The sequence below is a fragment of the Frigoribacterium sp. ME-P-080 genome (assembly GCF_030209595.1).
Lineage (GTDB): Bacteria > Actinomycetota > Actinomycetes > Actinomycetales > Microbacteriaceae > Frigoribacterium.
In genome coordinates this window covers 145,145-158,557 of record NZ_JARVRR010000007.1, presented here as the reverse complement: position 1 = coordinate 158,557, position 13,413 = coordinate 145,145, and the positions used below count along the sequence as shown (strand labels likewise).

The following is a 13,413-nucleotide window of genomic DNA, read 5'->3' as shown; positions in this document are numbered from 1 at the left end:
GCGCGGTGCCAGCCGGCACCGCGCCTCCTGCGTTCTCGGGTCGCGTCGGACCCTCGGGTCAGACCAGCGGGTCGCTGTCGGTCGAGCGACGCTCGACGCGCTCGCCCGTGGCCGGGTCGACCGCGCTGCGGGTCGTGGAGACCGTCGAGCGGCGGCGCGACGCGAAGGCGATGCCGATGATGGTCACGACCACGCCGGCCGCGATGAGGATGTAGCCGATCAGTTTGATGTCGATGCCCGCGACCTGGAAGTCGAGAGCGAACGCGAGGACCGCGCCGATCACGATCAAGGCGATTCCGCCGCCGATGCTCATGGGGTCTCCTTCGTCTGGCGCCGCCCCGGATGGGCGACGGCGCCGACGCGAGGGTCGGCGGGCCCCACAGTACCGACGGGCCGCGCCGACGGGCCACGACGCGGCGGAGGCGCTGCGAGGATGGTCCTGCCCGTCACCCCACCGCAGGAGATCCCATGACCGGACCCGCCGGCCCCGTGCCGCTCGACCAGCCGTACCACCGCGCCTCGCCGAAGGTCGCGGTCGTCCGGTTCTGGCGCAAGTACGCCACGTTCCACGGGAGGGCGAGCCGCAGCGAGTACTGGTGGTGGTTCGTCATCGCGCTCGTGTTCCAGGGGGCGCTCCAGGCCTGGGCCACGGGCAGCGGCGGGACGTCGACCTGGGCCGGGGGCGACAACGGCGACTGGACCTACATCGACCCACAGGGCGTCGTCGTCGTGCTGTGGTCGGTGGTCAGCTTCCTGCCGACCCTGGCGCTGCAGTCGCGGCGCCTGCACGACGGGGGCTTCACCGCCTGGTACGTGCTCTTCTACCTGCTGCCGGTCCTCGGGTGGCTGACCCTGCTCGTCATGTCGCTGCTGCCCTCCCGCGCCTCGGGCGAGCGGTTCGACACGGGTGGCGAGCGGCAGTACCCGGGCCCGGCCTGACCCGACCGGACGGCGCCGGAGTCCCGCCCGGACACAACGGCGACGGCGTCGTCGAGGGCCCCGGTGCACTCCCCGTCCTCGTCGAGCACCACGTGGCGCTCGCGGGCGCAAGGGGGTTACGGGGTCGGGCCACCGACCGCTAACCTGTTCGCACTCCGGTGGGCCCGACCGCCGTGGTGGTCCCGTTGAGCGACGTCCGTCGCTCGTTTCCCGGTGGTGGACTCTGCGTGCGTCGGGCCTCCGGAGCCCTGACGCCCGAGGCCCCGGACGAAGCCGGTCCGACGCCGAGGCGACGCCGTCAGCCCTGCTGCGCCTCGTGCACCAGCTCGAGCGCCGCCCGCAGCCCCGACGCCGGGACCTGTCCGGGCGCGCTCGTCGCCCCCGCCGATCCGAACGTGACGCACGAGCCGAACGTCTCGCCCGCGAGCCGGGACACGACGCCGAGCGGCCCCATCGACATGGTGATCGCGGGCACGATGCCGGCACCCGCCCGGAACTCGGCCGTGGCCCGCATCAGGGTCAGCACGTCGTCCGTGCTGGACGGCATGGCGGCGAACTTCGCCACGTCGGCACCGTTCTCTTGTTGTTCGAGCAGGCGTGACACGATCTCGCCCTGCGTGGGGGTGCCGCTGAAGTCGTGCGACGACATCACCACGACGAGCCCGGCGTCGTGCGCGGCGTCGACGAGCCCGCCGAGCAGGTCGGGGTCGGTGTACATCTCGACGTCCACGGCGTCGAGCAGCCCGGTGGCCATGGCCGAGCGCAGCACGGCGTCGTAGGTCGCGGGGGCGACGTCGTGCTCGCCTCCCTCGGGCTCGGTCCGCAGGGTGAACAGCAGGGGCAGTTCGACGTCGAGCGCGCCACGCACCCGACGGACGACGTCGGCCACGAGGTCGAGGTCGGCGGCTCCCGTCGCCTCGGTGCCCGTGCGCACGGGCCCGTCGGGGTCCGGTGCCGCGGCGAACGCGGCGTCGACGAAGTCGATGCGCAGCTCGACCAGTTCGGCCGTGTCGGTGTCGAGCGCCGAGGCGGCGTCGACCAGCGCGTCGAGGGTCCGGGCCACGAGCGGGACGCAGACCGCGGGACGCCCGGTGCCGAGCGCGACCCGACCGATCGAGACCGGCAGTGGGGTCGCCATCGTCAGCGCGCCACGCTGTCGGTGGTCGACCGGTCGCGGATCGGCGAGCCCACGGAGGCGCGCATCGCGTCGCGCAGGACGCCCTCGTCGGGGACCGGCTCGTCCTGCGCCCGCCCGGAGAAGAGCCTGACCTGGCCGAGCGCCTGCTCGACGAGCATGTCGAGGCCGTTGAAGACGATGCCCCCGTCGGCCGACCAGCGCGACGCGAGGCGCGTCGGCCAGGGCTCGTAGGCGACGTCGAAGAGGACGGACGAGCCACCGGCCGGACGCAGGTGGAGGTCGTCAGCCGCGCCGCCGGGCAAGGTGCTGATGACGAAGTCCAACGGGCCGAGCGAGGGCAGCTCGGTGAGCGGGGCGACCATCACGTCGGCGCCCAGCTCGGCGGCCAGGGACGTCAGCTCGCCGGCGCGCATGGGGTTGCGCAGGTGGATCGAGAACGACCGGGCGCCGAGATCCCACGCGGCGGCCATCGCGGACAGGGCGGTCGCGCCCCCGCCGAGGATGGTGGCCGCGGCGGGCCGGGCGTCGTGGAAGCCCTCGACGCTGCGGACGATGCCGTCGACGTCGGTGTTGTGCCCGTGGCGGCGACCGTCGTCGTCGATGACGACGGTGTTGGCGACCCCGAGACGTCGGGCGAGCGGAGAGACGGTGTCGAGCAGGGGCAGCACCTCGCGCTTGAGCGGCATCGTCAGGCTCAGGCCGCGCCAGCTCGCGTCGAGGCCCCCGACGACGTCGGCGAGCCCGCCCGAGGCGACCTCGACCCGGTCGTAGTCGAAGGGCAGGCCGAGGTGCTCGTACGCCGTGCGGTGCAGCACCGGTGACAGCGAGTGCTCGATCGGCGACCCCAGGACGGCGAGACGTCGGCGAGCATCGGTCACGGGTGGGCCCCTCCCTGCGCCCGCGGCTCGGACGACGACCCACCCTAACGCGAGGGCCCTGAGGGGGTGCGGGGTGGTGGCGACCGGCACCGCGCCTCCTCGTCCCGTCGGGTCTGGCAGGGTCGGTGCATGCAGATCCGACCCTTCGACGAGGCCGACACCGAGACCGTCGTGGCGCTCTGGGAGCGCTGCGGGCTGACCCGCCCGTGGAACGACCCGCGACGCGACATCGAACGCAAGCTGACCGTGCAGCGCGAGCTGTTCCTGGTCGGCGTCGACGCCGAGGAGGCGCTGGTCGCGACCGCGATGGCCGGGTACGACGGCCATCGCGGCTGGGTCTACTACGTCGCGGTCGAGCCCGATCGCCAGGGGGAGGGGTTCGGCCGGCAGCTCATGGCCGAGGTCGAGCGGTCGCTCGAGGCGCTGGGATGCCCGAAGGCCAATTTCCAGGTGCGCACCGGCAACGAGCGGGTACGGGCGTTCTACGAGCACCTGGGGTACTCGGTCGACGACGCGTTCGGCATGGGCAAGCGGTTGATCGCCGACTGAGGCGCGGTGCCCGGAGGCTCCGGTGGCGCCCGTCGGCGAGCCCGTCGCTCGGCCTCGCGGCGTCGGATGAACAACATGTGACGATCTTCGGCGGACTCTTGTCGGGCACCCAGCGAGAACTTAGGGTCGTGTGGTGTGCCCCCTGTCGGGGGGTGCCGTCCCGCCCGAACCGTCTTCTCCAGGAGCACCGACGCCCATGCGCATCAGCCCCCCGTCATCCGAGTCCGTCCCGACGGGAGGCCGGCGGCGAGTCCGCGGTGCGGCCCTCGCGTCCGTCGCCACCGGCACCCTGCTGCTCGGCCTGGTCGCCGCGGCACCGGCCCAGGCCGTCCCGGTCACGATCGACCTCGTCGGCATCAACGACTTCCACGGTCGACTCGAGGCCGACGCCCCCGGTGCTCGCGCCTCCATCGCCGGCGCGGCCGTCCTCGCCGGCGCCGTCAAGTCGGTCGAGGCGCAGAACCCCAACACGCTCTTCGTCTCGGCGGGCGACAACATCGGTGCCTCGACGTTCACCTCGTTCATCCAGGACGACGAGCCGACCCTCGACGCCCTGAACGCCATGGGCCTCGACGTCAGCACGCCGGGCAACCACGAGTTCGACAAGGGCCAGGACGACTTCAACGGCCGTGTCCGGGCGAACAGCGAGTTCCCCTACGTGAACGCGAACATCCTCCGGAGCGACGGGACGCCCGCCTACGACCCCTACGTCGTCGAGGAGATCGGCGGCGTCCGCGTCGCGTTCATCGGCGCGCTGACCGAGACCATGCCGACGCTCGTCAGCCCGGCCGGCATCGAGGGGCTGACCTTCGCCCCCGTCGTCGAGTCGGTCAACGCCGTCGCGGACGACATCGTCGCGGCCGACGCGGCCGACGCCATCGTCCTGCTGCTGCACGAGGGCGCCGAGACCGGCAGCCTCGACTCCGTCACCGGCGACAACGCGTTCGGCGAGATCGCCCGCGGCGTCTCGGGCGACGTGTCGGCCATCTTCTCGGGACACACCCACCAGGGCTACGACTACCTCGTCTCGCCGTCCGACGGCGGCCCGCAGCGTGCCGTCGTGCAGACGGGCAGCTACGGGACGAACCTCGCCCGGGTGACCATGACGGTCGACCCCGCCGCCACCGCCTTCCGTGACCGCGTGGCCATCGCCTCGCACCGTCTGGTGCCGCTCTACGGTGCCTTCACGCCCGACCCCACCGTCCAGGCCATCGTCGCCTCGGCCGTCGACGTCGCCGCCGAGCGGGGGGCCGAGGTCATCGGTTCGATCAGCGACTCCTTCAACCGGGCCTACAACGCCAACCCGGACGCCAACGGGCTCCCCGTGTCGAACCGGGCCGGTGAGTCGACGCTCGGCAACTTCGTCGCCGACATCCAGCTGTCGTCGACGACGGCGAGCGGTGCCCAGCTCGCCTTCATGAACCCGGGCGGCCTGCGGGACGACCTGCCCTTCGTGGCGCCGGACGGCGACGTGACGTACAAGGCCGCCGCGGCCGTGCAGCCCTTCGCCAACACGCTCGTCGTGGTCGACATGACCGGTGCCGAGATCCGCCAGGTGCTCGAGCAGCAGTGGCCGACCGCCGGCCGTACCAGCACCCTGAAGCTCGGCACGTCCGAGGGTCTGACCTACACGTACGACCCCACCGCGGCGGCGGGCTCGCGCATCGCGGCCGTCTCGCTCGACGGCGTGGCCGTCGACGACGCCACGATCTACAAGGTGACGGTCAACTCGTTCCTCGCCTCGGGTGGCGACGGGTTCACCGCCTTCGCCAACGGTCGCGCCCACGCCGACAGCGGCAAGGTCGACCTGCAGAGCCAGCTCGAGTACTTCGACGCCCAGGCCGGCGACCCGTCCGACCCCGACTTCGCCTCGCGTTCGGTCGGCGTCTCGGGGCTGACCGCTGCGCCCGTCGGCGGGTTCGCCGCCGGTGACACCGTGTCGATGACCCTGTCGTCGCTCGTCCTGCAGCAGGCCGCCGCGGACGCGTCGGGCACCGTGACCGCGACGCTCGACGGCGTCGAGCTCGCCTCGGCCCCGATCGACGAGACCATCCTCGACAACTCCGACGAACAGGGTCGTGCCACGGTGACCTTCGTCGTCCCCGAGGGCATCACCGCTCCCGCTGCCGGACCGGTCACGCGCCAGGTCGTGCTCTCGGTCGCCGGCACCGGCACGACGGCGTCCGTCCCGGTCGTCTTCGCCGCGGCGGCCGCTCCCGTGGTCGTCCCGCCGACCGACCCCGGCACCACGCCTCCGGTCACGACCCCCGGCGGCACCGTGCCCGGCACCACCCCCGGCTCGGGCCCGGGCACCACGCCCGCCGGCACGGTCCGCAACGCCGACGGCTCGCTGGCCTTCACCGGCCAGGACGGCCTGGGTCTCGCGGCCCTCGCCGGTCTCGTCCTGATGCTGGCCGGCGGCTCGGCGCTCGTCGTCGCCCGCCGCCGTCGCCTCCGCGCGACGGTGACGCCCACCGAGGGCTGACGCCCCCGGCACCGCACCACCGACCGGACGTCGCACCACGGAATTCCGTGGTGCGACGTTCCTTTCGTGGTGCGACCATCGCGCGGCGGCGCGGAGGCGACGGCGGCACGACCGACCGGCACCGCGCCTCCCGTACGCTCGTCGGGTGACGACGTTCGCGTACCACCGCCTCTTCCGTTCCCTGCCCTCGTACCGGTGGTGGAAACCGCTGCTGGCGGCCGTCGTGGCGGCCGTCACGTACCTGCTCGCGTCGGTCGTGGTCTACGTGGCAGTCCTCGGGGTGACCACGGCCGTGGGCGGCACCGCCGCCGCCGAACGCCTGCAGCGCGGCATCGAGGGCGACGCCCTGGCCGCCGCCGACCCGCTCGTGCTCTTCACGACGCTCGCCTCGATCGCGGTCATGCTGCCGGCCATCATGCTGGGCACGCTGATCGTCGGCCCCGGCGCGGTCGGCAGCCTCTCGAGCGTCGCCGGGCGGCTGCGCTGGCGGTGGCTCGTGCGATGCCTCGTGCCCGCCCTCGCGTTCATGGCCTTGACGGTGGGGCTCAGCTACGTCGTGGTGCCCCCGCTGTCGGGCGAGCCGATCGGCACCGGCCCGGTCACCACGCCGGCCGACACCCTCGTCTGGGCGGTCGTCGTCATCCTCGTGGTCACGCCGCTCCAGGCGACGGCCGAGGAGTACGCGTTCCGCGGGCTCGCCATGCAGACGATCGGCTCGTGGTTGAGGTACCCGATCGCAGCGATCGTCCTTCCCACGGTCGGGTTCGCGTTCGGCCACGACTACAACGCGTGGGGCATGCTCGACGTCGCCGTGTTCGGCGTGGCTGCGGCCTACCTGACCTGGCGCACCGGCGGGCTCGAGGCGGCGATCGTCGCGCACGTGCTCAACAACACCGTGCTCTTCCTGTTGTCGGCCCCCTTCGCGGGCGTCGAGTCGAGCGACGGCAGCCCCCTCGCCCTGGCGGTGACGCTGGTCTCGACGCCGCTCTACGTGTGGCTCGTGCTGCGGGCGGCCCGACGCACCGGGCTCGTGACGGTCCGCAGCGCTCCTCTCGTGCCCGGCGCTCCCGCGCCGGGCGAACCCCTCGTCCCCGGTGCCCGTCCGACCGACGACCGTCCCCAGGAGGCGCGGGTCGACTGACCGCGTCGGCGGCCGCTCGTAGACTCGACGCGTGACCACCACCGCCTCGCCCGCCCTGGCTCCCGACGCTCCCACCGCAGCCCTCGACGTGCTGCACCGGGTGTTCGGCTACGACGAGTTCCGTGGACAGCAGGCGCAGATCATCGACCAGGTGGTCCAGGGCGGCGACGCCCTCGTGCTCATGCCCACGGGTGGCGGCAAGTCGCTCTGCTACCAGGTGCCCGCCCTCGTCCGCGACGGCACGGGCATCGTCGTCTCGCCGCTCATCGCGCTGATGCAAGACCAGGTCGACGCCCTCGAGGCCGTCGGCGTCCGGGCGGCGTTCCTCAACTCGACGCAAGACCCCGACCGTCGTCGTGCGGTCGAGCAGGCGTTCGTCGCGGGCGAGCTCGACATGCTCTACCTCGCGCCCGAGCGGCTCAAGCTCGAGTCCACGAAGTCGTTGCTCGACCGGGGCCACGTCTCGCTCTTCGCCATCGACGAGGCCCACTGCGTGGCGCAGTGGGGGCACGACTTCCGTCCCGACTACCTCGAGCTGTCGGTGTTGCACGAGCGCTGGCCCGACGTCCCGCGCATCGCGCTGACGGCGACGGCCACCGAGACCACCCACCGCGAGATCTCACGCCGCCTCGAGCTCGACGACGCGAAGCACTTCGTCGCCGACTTCGACCGGCCCAACATCCAGTACCGCATCGAGGCGAAAGACGGCCCGCAGCAGCAGCTGCTGCGGTTCATCCGCACCGAGCACGACGGCGACGCCGGCATCGTGTACTGCCTGTCCCGCAAGTCGGTCGAGAGCACGGCCGAGTTCCTGGTCAAGCAGGGCATCCCGGCGCTGCCGTACCATGCGGGCCTCGAGGCGCAGACCCGGGCACGCAACCAGGCGCGCTTCCTGCGCGACGAGGGCATCGTGATGGTCGCCACCATCGCCTTCGGCATGGGCATCGACAAGCCCGACGTCCGTTTCGTCGCGCACCTCGACCTGCCCAAGTCGGTCGAGGGCTACTACCAAGAGACCGGCCGGGCCGGCCGCGACGGCCTGCCCTCGACGGCCTGGTTGGCCTACGGCCTGCAAGACGTCGTGCAGCAGCGGCGCATGATCGACCAGTCCGAGGGCGACGCCGAGCACCGTCGCAAGCTCGGCGCCCACCTCGACGCCATGCTCGCCCTGTGCGAGACGGTCGAGTGCCGACGGGTGCAGCTGCTCGGCTACTTCGGTCAGGCGAGCACCGCCTGCGGCAACTGCGACACCTGCCTCTCGCCGCCCGAGTCGCTCGACGGCACGGTGCCCGCCCAGAAGCTCCTCTCGACGGTCGTCCGGCTGAAGCGAGAGCGCAACCAGCAGTTCGGCGCGGGCCAGATCGTCGACATCCTCGTCGGCAAGTCGACCCCCAAGGTCCTCCAGAACCGCCACGAGCAGCTGTCCACCTTCGGCATCGGCACCGAGCTGAACGACGTCGAGTGGCGGGGCGTCGTCCGGCAGCTGCTGGCCCAGGGGGTGTTGGCGGTCTCGCCCGACGGCTACGGCACCCTGCTGCTCACCGACGCGGCGGGCGAGGTGCTCTCGGGCGGTCGCACCGTCCGGTTGCGGCGCGAGCCCGAACGTCCGGCGCGCTCGGCCCGAGCGCGGAGCGGGTCGGGTTCGTCGGGCCGCGGCTCCTCGCGGGGTGCCGCCGAGCTGACGGGTGACGACGCCGCCCTGTTCGAGACGCTGCGCGAGTGGCGTGCCGGCGTGGCCCGGGCGCAGGGCGTCCCGGCCTACGTGGTGTTCGGCGACGTCACCCTGCGGGGCATCGCATCCGAACGGCCCACCTCGCTCGATCAGCTCGCGGGCATCAGCGGTGTCGGCCAGAAGAAACTCGACACCTACGGTCAGCAGGTGCTCGCCGTCGTGGGCGGCACCGCACCGGCCGAGGCGGCGGCCGTCGGGTCGTCCACGACGGCGTCGGCGCCGGCCGGCACGACGCCCCGCTCGTCCCGGGCGACCTCGACCGCCCCCGCTCGTGGTGCCCGCCGTGCCGCGCCGCCCGCCGTCGACGAGGTGCCCGAGGTGCCGGCCGACGATCTCTACGACGTGCCGGCCGACGCTCCCTACGACCCCTACGACGACGCCCCGCCGCCGCCCGACGACTGGCGCTGACCCGGGGTCGACGGGCCGAAGCCGAGCAGCGGGAACGCCTGCGACAGGACGACCAGCGCGACCGTCGTGATCACCATGGCCGAGAACCCGCCCAAGAAGGGCTGTCCGTTCATGCGGGCGACGTAGGCCGCCGCGAGCAGCACGGCCCCGCCCGCCGGGGGTGCCAACCCGATGAAGCGCATGCTCGTCCGGTCGAGCGCAGCGCCCCGTCGCGTCCGGCGGACCGACGAGACCGCCACGACGACGAGCGCGAGCCAGACGACCGCCGACAGCACGTAGAGCCCGGTCGCCACGACCGTCGCGGTGAGACCGACGCCGACCGAGGTGCCCGCGCCGACGATGCTGGCGACGGCGAAGTAGGTGGAGATCAGCGCGGTGGCGCCGAAGACGACCGGCAGGCGCGAAGGGCGGGTGGTCATGGTCTCGTCGTCCAAGGCGGTCCTCTCGGGTCGTCGGGGCTGTCGTCGGGGGATGCGGCGGGGCACTCGGGGCGCCTCGGGCCGTCCGGGGCCGTCCCCGGCTGTCGGAGCCGGGGCGCGGGGGGCCGTCCGCCCGGCCGGACCACCGCCCACGGGGACGGGCGGTGCGTCGCGGCGCTCGTCCCGGGTCTCGGGTCGATCCTCCGACGAGGACTCGTCGGAGGGTCGTGAACCGGACGAGCGTCCCGTTTCGGTCGGTCTCCGACGATAGGCCGCGGCTCCGGCGGCGGCAATCCTCCCTGAGGGGGACACCCGTTGTTCCCCGAATCGGGTGGTGCGGGTGGGTGCCGAGGGCCCCCGGGTGAGGCGCACAGGCGAACCATGCGCCTCGGGGAATGTGGCGTCGGGCACAGTGGAGCGTGCTCACAACCCTCAGCCGTTCGGTCCTGTCACCCCTGGTGCGCGCGGTCTGGCGCCCCCGGGTGATCGGGCGCCGCAACGTCCCGCGGCGCGGCGCCGTCATCCTGGCCAGCAACCATCTCTCGTTCATGGACAGCGTCGTGATCACCCTCATGGCACCCCGTCAGGTCTCGTTCCTCGCGAAGAACGCCTACTTCACCGGCTCGGGCCTCAAGGGTCGGGCGTCGCGGGCCTTCTTCACCGGCATCGGCGCGATCGGCGTCGAGCGAGGGGCCGGGTCCGCCGCGCAGCACGCCCTCGACCTGGGCCTCGGCAAGCTGACGGACGGTGACGCGTTCGCGATCTACCCCGAAGGGACGCGCTCCCTCGACGGGCGGCTCTACCGCGGCCGGACGGGCGTCGCCTGGCTCGCGCTCACGAGCGGGGCCCCGGTCGTGCCGGTCGCCCTCACGGGGACGCAGGAACTGCAGCCGGTGGGCACGCGCCTCCCGCGCCTCCGGAAGGTCACCGTCGAGTTCGGCGAGCCCATCGACCTCTCGCACCACGGGGAGGCGAAGTCGGGTCGGGCTCGTCGGCACGCCACCGACGAGGTGATGGCGGCCGTCCAGCGTCTCAGTGGCCAGGTCGAGGCGGGCGTCTACAACGATCCGCCCGCTCCCTCGGTCGTCGCCCGGGTGCGTCGCGCGATGCGGCCCGACCCCGTCGGGCCCGATCCGCTCGACTGAGCCGCGCTGCTCGCGCGTCCCGGGCGTAGCGTCGGAGCCATGAAGGTCGCAGTGCTCGGGACGGGCATCATGGGTCAGGGCGTGGCGGGGACACTGTTGCGCGAGGGGTTCGACGTCACGGTCTGGAACCGCACGAGGTCGAAGGCCGAGCCGCTCGCCGCCGACGGTGCCGTGGTCGCCGACACGGCGCGGCAGGCGGTCGAGGGCGCCGACGTGGTCGTCACCGTGCTGTTCGACGGCGACGCCGTGCTCGAGGTCCTCGACGAGGCCGCCGACGCGAGCGGTGCCGACACCGTGTGGGTGCAGGCCAGCACCATCGGCGAGGCCGACACGGCCCGCGTCGTCCGGACGGCCGACGGGCACGGACTCCGGCTCGTCGAGGCGATGATGCTCGGCACGAAGAAGCCGGCCGCGACGGGGAAGCTCGTCATGTTGGCCGCCGGCGACGACGCCCTGCTCGACGCCGTGCGTCTGGTCCTCGACGCCATGGGCTCCAAGACGATCGTCGCGGGCGACACGGTCGGGCAGGGCACGGCGCTGAAGCTCGCCGCCAACGCGTGGATCGCCACGATCACCGCCGCCACGGCCCAGTCGCTCGCGCTGACGGAGGCCCTGGGCCTCGACCCGCAGCTCTTCCTCGACGCCATCGACGGGGGCCAGTCGGACACCCCGTACGCGCACCTCAAGGGCGCGACGATGATCGCCGGCGACTACCCGGCCCAGTTCGCGCTCGACGGCATCCGGAAGGACCTCGACCTCATGCGGGAGGCCGCCCAGGGCACGGGCTTCGACACCGGTCTGCTCGAGGCGCTGTCCGGCGTCTACGCGACGGCGGCCGACCGGGGGCACGGCGGCGACGACATCGCCGCGGTCCGCACCGGCTTCGACCGGGACGGTTCCGCCGAGACCCGCTAGGACCGCCGAGACCCTCGTGCGCGCAGGAGGGTCTCAGCGGCCGGGGCTCGTGGGGCCGGTGGCGCCGGCGGCGTAGATGAGCGACGCCGCGACGGCCCGGCCCGTCGTCGTGTCGCGGTCGGGCTCGCGGAGTCGCATGGCGAGGTCGCCGGTGACCACCAGCAGCAGGCGTTCGGCGAGCCCCTCGGCCTCGGGGCCGACGAGCGGGCGTGCCAGGTCGGTGAGTCGCGTGCGCAGCGTCTCGGTGTCCAGCCGCACGGCCTCGGCGACGTCGGCGGGCGGATCGACGTACTCGGCCGCCGAGGCGAGGAACGCACACCAGCGCGCCCCCGTCGGGCGGGACCGGAAGTCGTCCAACGCGTCGAAGATCGCGAGGAGGCGCGGGCCGGCCTCGTCGCACCGGGCGACGGCGGCGTCCCAGGTGGCGAGCCAGTCGTGGTGGCGACGGGTCAGCGCTGCGGCGACCAGCGCCTCCTTGCTGCGGTAGCCGCGGTACATCGTCGCGGCCGAGACGCCGGCGCGGGCGAGGACGGCGTCGACGGGCGTCGCGGCGATGCCGTTCGTGAAGAACAGGTCGTCGGCGGCGTCGAGGATCTTCTTCTCGCTGGCCGGGCGCAGGGGCATGCGGACAGCTTAGGCTGTGAAAATGAAACGTACGTTTTCGAACGGCACCGGGCTCGTCGCGGCCGGCACGGCCCTGATCGCCGTGACCTACGGCCTGGTCCGCCTCGCCTACGGGCTCTACCTGCCCGAGACGCAGGCCGACCTCGGGTTCGACGCCGGCGTCGCCGGGTTGATCTCGTCGGGCGGATCGCTCGCCTACGTCGCCGGCGCGGTGGCGGGGTCCGCGGCGTCCGCCCGGCACCCGCGAGGCCTCGTCGTCACGGCGGGTGCGGCGGCCTCGATCGGTGCCGCGGGCATGGCCCTCGCGCCCGACGTGGTGCCGTTCGCGCTCGCGGCCGTGCTGAGCTCGGCCGGGGCCGGCCTCGCGTCGCCGGCCCTGGTGCGCCTCCTGCAGCGCGGTCTCGAGCACGGACGGCAGGCGCGCGGCCAGACGGTCGTCAACGCCGGCACGGGCCCGGGCCTCGTGGCGGCGGGACTCCTGGCGTCCGCCGTGCTGCCCGACTGGCGACTCGCGTGGTGGGCGGCCGTCGGGGGAGCGATCGTCGCGGCCGGGGCCGTCCTCGTGCTCGACCACCGCGGCTCCGTGGCTCGACCGAGCGACGCGACGGGTGCCACGACCTCGGTCGGGCGCGACCTCCTGCCTCCGCCGTCGTGGTTCGTCGACCACCGGTGGGTGCTGGTCGCGGCGCTGCTCGCCGGTGCCGCCTCGGCCGGGGTCTGGAACTTCGGGCGCACGTTGCTGGTCGACGCCGGGGTGGCGGCCGAGCTGTCGGTCGGGGCCTGGGTCTGCCTCGGCGCGGGCGGCACCGCCGTCATCGCCACCGCCCGACCGCTGGCGCTGCTGGCCCCCGGGACGGTCTGGACGCTCACGCTGGTCGCGATGGCGGCGGGCACGGCCGGGTTGGCGACCCTGCCGGGCGTCGTGCCGGTGGCGTTCGTGGCCTGCGCGGCCTTCGGCTGGGCCTACACGGCGGCGACGGGTGCGCTGATCGCCTGGACGGCCGAGATCGACGCCGAGCGGGCCGCGAGCGGGACGGCCC

At 73.5% G+C, this 13,413-nt stretch carries 12 protein-coding genes and 1 pseudogene; 8 read left to right on the top strand and 5 right to left on the bottom strand.

Annotation, left to right across the window (positions count from 1 at the left end; translation table 11 throughout):
* Positions 1-58: 58 nt before the first annotated feature.
* Positions 59-313, bottom strand: a complete 255-nt coding sequence (locus tag QRN23_RS12745) for a DUF6458 family protein (protein WP_043593189.1) — start codon at positions 311-313, stop codon at positions 59-61.
* A gap of 155 nt (positions 314-468) precedes the next feature.
* Between QRN23_RS12745 and QRN23_RS12740 the strand changes: the two genes are divergently transcribed.
* Positions 469-939, top strand: coding sequence for a DUF805 domain-containing protein (locus QRN23_RS12740; protein WP_056049404.1), 471 nt, complete (start codon positions 469-471; stop codon positions 937-939).
* Positions 940-1,237: 298 nt separating this feature from the next.
* On the opposite strand, the gene aroD is transcribed toward QRN23_RS12740, so the two are convergent.
* Together aroD and QRN23_RS12730 are read right to left on the bottom strand one after the other, a co-directional pair.
* Entirely contained in the window at positions 1,238-2,077 is an 840-nt protein-coding gene (gene aroD / locus QRN23_RS12735; protein ID WP_285063723.1) for a type I 3-dehydroquinate dehydratase, read from the bottom strand.
* A 2-nt stretch (positions 2,078-2,079) separates the two neighbouring features.
* Positions 2,080-2,955, bottom strand: coding sequence for a shikimate dehydrogenase (locus tag QRN23_RS12730; RefSeq protein ID WP_285063722.1), 876 nt, complete (start codon positions 2,953-2,955; stop codon positions 2,080-2,082).
* Between the two features lie 129 nt (positions 2,956-3,084).
* Here QRN23_RS12730 and QRN23_RS12725 point away from each other — a divergent pair, with 129 nt between their 5' ends.
* The 4 genes from QRN23_RS12725 to recQ all read left to right on the top strand — a co-directional run bounded on the left by QRN23_RS12725 (position 3,085) and on the right by recQ (position 9,270).
* Positions 3,085-3,504, top strand: coding sequence for a GNAT family acetyltransferase (locus QRN23_RS12725; RefSeq protein WP_159826766.1), 420 nt, complete (start codon positions 3,085-3,087; stop codon positions 3,502-3,504).
* A 196-nt stretch (positions 3,505-3,700) separates the two neighbouring features.
* Entirely contained in the window at positions 3,701-5,989 is a 2,289-nt protein-coding gene (locus QRN23_RS12720; RefSeq protein ID WP_285063721.1) for a bifunctional metallophosphatase/5'-nucleotidase, read from the top strand.
* Positions 5,990-6,134: 145 nt separating this feature from the next.
* Positions 6,135-7,130: a type II CAAX endopeptidase family protein gene (locus QRN23_RS12715; RefSeq protein ID WP_173151942.1), complete on the top strand. Its 996-nt coding sequence runs from the start codon at positions 6,135-6,137 to the stop codon at positions 7,128-7,130.
* Positions 7,131-7,161: 31 nt separating this feature from the next.
* The gene (gene recQ, locus QRN23_RS12710; RefSeq protein WP_285063720.1) at positions 7,162-9,270 is read left to right on the top strand and encodes a DNA helicase RecQ; all 2,109 of its coding nucleotides are present in this window, start codon (positions 7,162-7,164) and stop codon (positions 9,268-9,270) included.
* On the opposite strand, the gene QRN23_RS12705 is transcribed toward recQ, so the two are convergent.
* Positions 9,231-9,689, bottom strand: a complete 459-nt coding sequence (locus QRN23_RS12705) for a hypothetical protein (protein ID WP_157485546.1) — start codon at positions 9,687-9,689, stop codon at positions 9,231-9,233. The two genes, recQ and QRN23_RS12705, sit on opposite strands and share 40 nt — an antisense overlap.
* A 395-nt stretch (positions 9,690-10,084) precedes the next feature.
* Between QRN23_RS12705 and QRN23_RS12700 the strand changes: the two genes are divergently transcribed.
* Positions 10,085-10,834, top strand: a complete 750-nt coding sequence (locus QRN23_RS12700) for a lysophospholipid acyltransferase family protein (protein ID WP_502874819.1) — start codon at positions 10,085-10,087, stop codon at positions 10,832-10,834.
* 6 nt (positions 10,835-10,840) lie between these two features.
* Positions 10,841-11,749 (top strand): NAD(P)-dependent oxidoreductase, encoded by a 909-nt coding sequence (locus QRN23_RS12695; RefSeq protein WP_285063759.1) that lies wholly within the window; start codon positions 10,841-10,843, stop codon positions 11,747-11,749.
* A gap of 33 nt (positions 11,750-11,782) precedes the next feature.
* Here QRN23_RS12695 and QRN23_RS12690 read toward each other — a convergent pair whose 3' ends face one another.
* Entirely contained in the window at positions 11,783-12,373 is a 591-nt protein-coding gene (locus tag QRN23_RS12690) for a TetR/AcrR family transcriptional regulator (protein ID WP_285063718.1), read from the bottom strand.
* A gap of 22 nt (positions 12,374-12,395) precedes the next feature.
* On the opposite strand from QRN23_RS12690, the pseudogene QRN23_RS12685 reads away from it, so the two are divergent.
* Positions 12,396-13,373 (top strand): annotated as a pseudogene (locus QRN23_RS12685) (MFS transporter); the annotation flags it as partial.
* Positions 13,374-13,413: the final 40 nt, after the last annotated feature.

Coding starts and splice junctions, on each gene's coding strand:
- QRN23_RS12720 (WP_285063721.1), top strand. CDS start 3,701: ATGCGCATCAGCCCCCCGTCATCCGAGTCCGTCCCGACGGGAGGCCGG.
- QRN23_RS12725 (WP_159826766.1), top strand. CDS start 3,085: ATGCAGATCCGACCCTTCGACGAGGCCGACACCGAGACCGTCGTGGCG.
- aroD (WP_285063723.1), bottom strand. CDS start 2,077: ATGGCGACCCCACTGCCGGTCTCGATCGGTCGGGTCGCGCTCGGCACC.
- QRN23_RS12740 (WP_056049404.1), top strand. CDS start 469: ATGACCGGACCCGCCGGCCCCGTGCCGCTCGACCAGCCGTACCACCGC.
- QRN23_RS12690 (WP_285063718.1), bottom strand. CDS start 12,373: ATGCCCCTGCGCCCGGCCAGCGAGAAGAAGATCCTCGACGCCGCCGAC.
- QRN23_RS12705 (WP_157485546.1), bottom strand. CDS start 9,689: ATGACCACCCGCCCTTCGCGCCTGCCGGTCGTCTTCGGCGCCACCGCG.
- QRN23_RS12700 (WP_502874819.1), top strand. CDS start 10,085: ATGTGGCGTCGGGCACAGTGGAGCGTGCTCACAACCCTCAGCCGTTCG.
- QRN23_RS12745 (WP_043593189.1), bottom strand. CDS start 313: ATGAGCATCGGCGGCGGAATCGCCTTGATCGTGATCGGCGCGGTCCTC.